The 1,937-nt window shown below is 43.7% G+C and carries 3 protein-coding genes and 1 pseudogene; 2 read left to right on the forward strand and 2 right to left on the reverse strand.

Features of this window, described 5'->3' with window-relative positions; genetic code table 11:
• Positions 1-175: 175 nt before the first annotated feature.
• Positions 176-571 carry a helix-turn-helix domain-containing protein gene (locus PX482_RS27415; RefSeq protein ID WP_002763195.1) on the reverse strand — a complete coding sequence of 132 codons (396 nt, stop codon included), beginning with the start codon at positions 569-571 and terminating at the stop codon, positions 176-178.
• A complete protein-coding gene (locus tag PX482_RS27420) occupies positions 558-857 on the reverse strand; it encodes a type II toxin-antitoxin system HigB family toxin (protein ID WP_002763191.1) in 300 nt (99 codons plus the stop codon). Before PX482_RS27420 ends, PX482_RS27415 begins: the two co-directional genes overlap by 14 nt.
• Before the next feature lie 235 nt (positions 858-1,092).
• Between PX482_RS27420 and PX482_RS27425 the strand changes: the two genes are divergently transcribed.
• Complete coding sequence (locus PX482_RS27425) at positions 1,093-1,863, forward strand: sirohydrochlorin chelatase (RefSeq protein ID WP_502888579.1); 771 nt, start codon at positions 1,093-1,095, stop codon at positions 1,861-1,863.
• Positions 1,860-1,937, forward strand: a pseudogene (locus PX482_RS27430) (2-amino-4-hydroxy-6-hydroxymethyldihydropteridine diphosphokinase); the annotation flags it as partial. The gene PX482_RS27425 and the pseudogene PX482_RS27430, both read left to right, overlap by 4 nt.

Genomic DNA, 1,937 nt, shown 5'->3' on the forward strand with positions numbered 1-1,937 from the left:
AAAGTGCCGACCTTTGGAGTGATTGGGGGGAAAATTCAGGTACTTTTTCCCTGAAAATTAGGTAATTGACCCCCTGAAAATGGGTAAAACCCCACACCCCACACCCCACACCCCACACCCTGCCCCCAGGAAAAGCTTTTTCAGCAAACCCTAATTAATTTTCCTTAGTTACTTATCAAGTAAATAAACTGGCATCAACCCGAAAATATGCTCCCAAAGACCTAGCTTCTGACTGATTGATGCTGCGTTGTCCATTAATTATTTGCTGCACCGCATCAGGGGAACCCAAAATAGTAATTAGCTCTGGATATTCTATCTCGTTAGCTTCTATAAGATGCCGTAAAGTTGCTAAAGGATTTCTGTCAGGAATTGGATAATTATCTGCCTCGAACCTTTCGATCAAACTAATCAATAACTCCAGTAAAGCTTCCTCCTCTAAACTAAGTTCCGAGCGATGTTCCAACTCTTGAGCAATTGCGATCGCTCGCTCGTTTTCCGCCTCTGTGGTGATTGCTTTTGGTTGATAGTGAGCGAGTAATTCTCCATAGGTTTTAGAATTAAAAGTAAGCATCATTTTTCCAATTTTCTTTATCGTACTCGGCGTGGGTAAGAATATATTTAATATAGATAGTCTGTCGGTTATAAACTAGATCTACAATTAGACGATAGTGATTTCCTTTAATGTTAAAAACAGTGAAATTACCAACAGATTCAGCACTTTTATAAGTGGCTTGCACATCGATTAGATTTTGCCATTCTGCTTTACTAGCGACTCTATACCAATCATAGAGAGACTCGCAGGAATTAGCGTTGGTCATACAGAAATCGCGAAGTATTCGACGGCTAATTACCCGCATAATACAAATATACCTCTGGCAGTTTCTGTCAATAGCAATTATATCTCAATATCTAGGCTAACTCAAGCCGGCGGGCTGATTTGCTCACACTTTACATCGCGTAAAATGGTAGCACTTCCCACCAATGGGGACGTTTTCCCGCTTACCAGCTAAATCGAGAATATCAGGGGCATTGATGCCTAAAGGGAGACAAAATGTATTAGGCTAAAAACTAAACTATTTTGGCAAGATTTCTTTGAAGACCTCCTCAGCCTACTTATTGGTTTTCCACGGTAGTCGCGGTCCGCGTCCAGCCATGGCGGTGACACGATTAGCAGCCTTAGTTCAAGAAAAAATCAGTCAACCCGCCGAAAGATTGGCGAGTAAATCGGAGTTTAGCCCACCTATAGCGGTTCTAGAAGCAGATAATCGGGTATTAGTGGGGACTGCCGCCCTAGAATTAGCGATAACACCTCTCCATCAACAAATAGAAGCTTTTGCCCAACAAGCGCAAAGCCAAGGATGTAACCGGTTGCAGATTATCCCCCTGTTTCTCCTGTCGGGGGTTCACGTTAAAGAAGATATTCCCGCAGCCGTGGCCAAAGTGCGATCGCCGATTGAGCTAGAGTTAAAGCCCCATTTAGGCAGTTATCAGGGCATAAAATCGCTGTTATCCCGACAATTGGCTGATTTAAGCCCGCAAAAACCCATTTTACTGTCCCACGGTAGTCGTCGCCCTGGCGGTAATCGGGAGGTGGAAAACCTAGCGGCGTTTTTTGGGGCAATTACAGCTTATTGGTCGATAGAACCGAGTTTATCCCGACAAATCGAGATTTTAATCGCTCAAGGTAGCCAAACAATCCCTATACTGCCCTATTTCCTCTTTGCCGGTGGAATTACGGCCGCGATCGAAGCCCAAGTTTTTGAACTATCACAAAAGCATCCAAATGTCAATATATTTTTAGGTAAATCTTTGGGAGCGACGGGGGAATTAGCCGAGATTATTGTTGAGGAAGGATGTGGATGAAGCGGGCAGCGATCGCTCTGGGCAGTAATTTAGGAGATTCAGCGACAATTTTAGGGCAAGCTTTAGGGGAATTA

It is taken from the genome of Microcystis sp. M53602_WE12 (assembly GCF_030065455.1).
GTDB classification, from domain to species: domain Bacteria; phylum Cyanobacteriota; class Cyanobacteriia; order Cyanobacteriales; family Microcystaceae; genus Microcystis; species Microcystis aeruginosa.

Coding starts and splice junctions, on each gene's coding strand:
- PX482_RS27415 (WP_002763195.1), bottom strand. CDS start 571: ATGCTTACTTTTAATTCTAAAACCTATGGAGAATTACTCGCTCACTAT.
- PX482_RS27420 (WP_002763191.1), bottom strand. CDS start 857: ATGCGGGTAATTAGCCGTCGAATACTTCGCGATTTCTGTATGACCAAC.